Source organism: Mesorhizobium sp. P3_A9, assembly GCF_056402975.1.
Genome location: NZ_JBFUGJ010000711.1, coordinates 1 through 1137, shown reverse-complemented (window position 1 = coordinate 1137; position 1137 = coordinate 1). Strand labels below are relative to the sequence as shown.

Sequence of the window (1137 nt, the reverse complement as noted above, 5' to 3'; positions counted from 1 at the left end):
CCCTTGAATGCCGGCAGCAGGGCAGGGTGGATGTTGATCATGCGGCCCTGCCATTTCTGGACAAAGCCGGAGGAGAGGATGCGCATGTAGCCGGCCAGCGCCACGATCTCGGCATTGAAGGCCGTGAGTGCTGCATCGATCGCCGCGTCATGCGCCTGTTTGCTGCCATGGTCGGCGCGGGTAATGACCTGTGTCGCGATGCCGCGCGCCCGGGCGACGCCGAGGCCTGCGGCGTCCGCCTTGTCGGAAATCACGCCGACGATCTCGGCCGGGAAGGCCGGGTCGCTGGCCGCCGCGATCAGCGCGGTCATGTTGGAGCCGCGCCCCGATATCAGGACGACTGTGCGTTTTCTCTGGGTGCTCATAGGCCGATCGAGCCCCGATAGATGACGCCGGCGTCGCGGCGCGGCACGATGCGGCCGATCGGCGTCACCGTCTCGCCGGCTTCCTGCAGCACGGCGGCGACCTGCGCCGCCTGGCCGGAGGCGACTGCCAGGATCATGCCGATGCCGCAGTTGAAGGTGCGCATCATTTCTTCCGGCGCCACGCCGCCGGTCTTGGCAAGCCACGAGAACACCGCCGGCACGTCGATTGCTTCGAGATCGAGTTCGGCCGAAAAATCCTTGGGCAGCACGCGCGGAATGTTTTCAGGGAAGCCGCCGCCGGTGATGTGCGCCAGCGCCTTGATGCCATGCGTGTTGCGGATGGCCTTGAGGATCGACTTGACGTAGATGCGGGTCGGCTCAAGCAACGCTTCGGCCAGCGTCGCGTCATCGCTAAACGGCGCCGGATCGTTCCACGCCAGACCGCTGGTGGCGACGATGCGGCGCACCAGCGAAAACCCGTTCGAATGCAGGCCCGAGGAGGCCAAGCCCAAAAGCACATCACCCTCGACGATGTCGTCGGTGGGCAAAAGCTGGCCGCGTTCAGCCGCGCCTACGGCAAAGCCGGCGAGGTCATAGTCCTTGCCGTGATACATGCCGGGCATTTCCGCCGTCTCGCCGCCAATCAGCGCGCAGCCGGCCTGTCGGCAACCCTCGGCAATGCCGCCGACGATCGCCGCACCCTGGTCGGGATCGAGCTTGCCGGTGGCGAAATAGTCGAGGAAGAACAGCGGTTCGGCGCCCTGTACGACGA

At 66.1% G+C, this 1137-nt stretch carries 2 protein-coding genes; both read right to left on the bottom strand.

Annotated elements, in window-relative coordinates:
- A partial coding sequence (purN, locus tag AC1DX0_RS36200; protein WP_477359344.1) for a phosphoribosylglycinamide formyltransferase occupies positions 1-365 on the bottom strand: 365 nt, incomplete at its 3' end.
- Positions 362-1137 (bottom strand): phosphoribosylformylglycinamidine cyclo-ligase (gene purM, locus AC1DX0_RS36195; RefSeq protein ID WP_477359341.1); only part of this gene is annotated, 776 nt, incomplete at its 5' end. The genes purM and purN, both read right to left, overlap by 4 nt.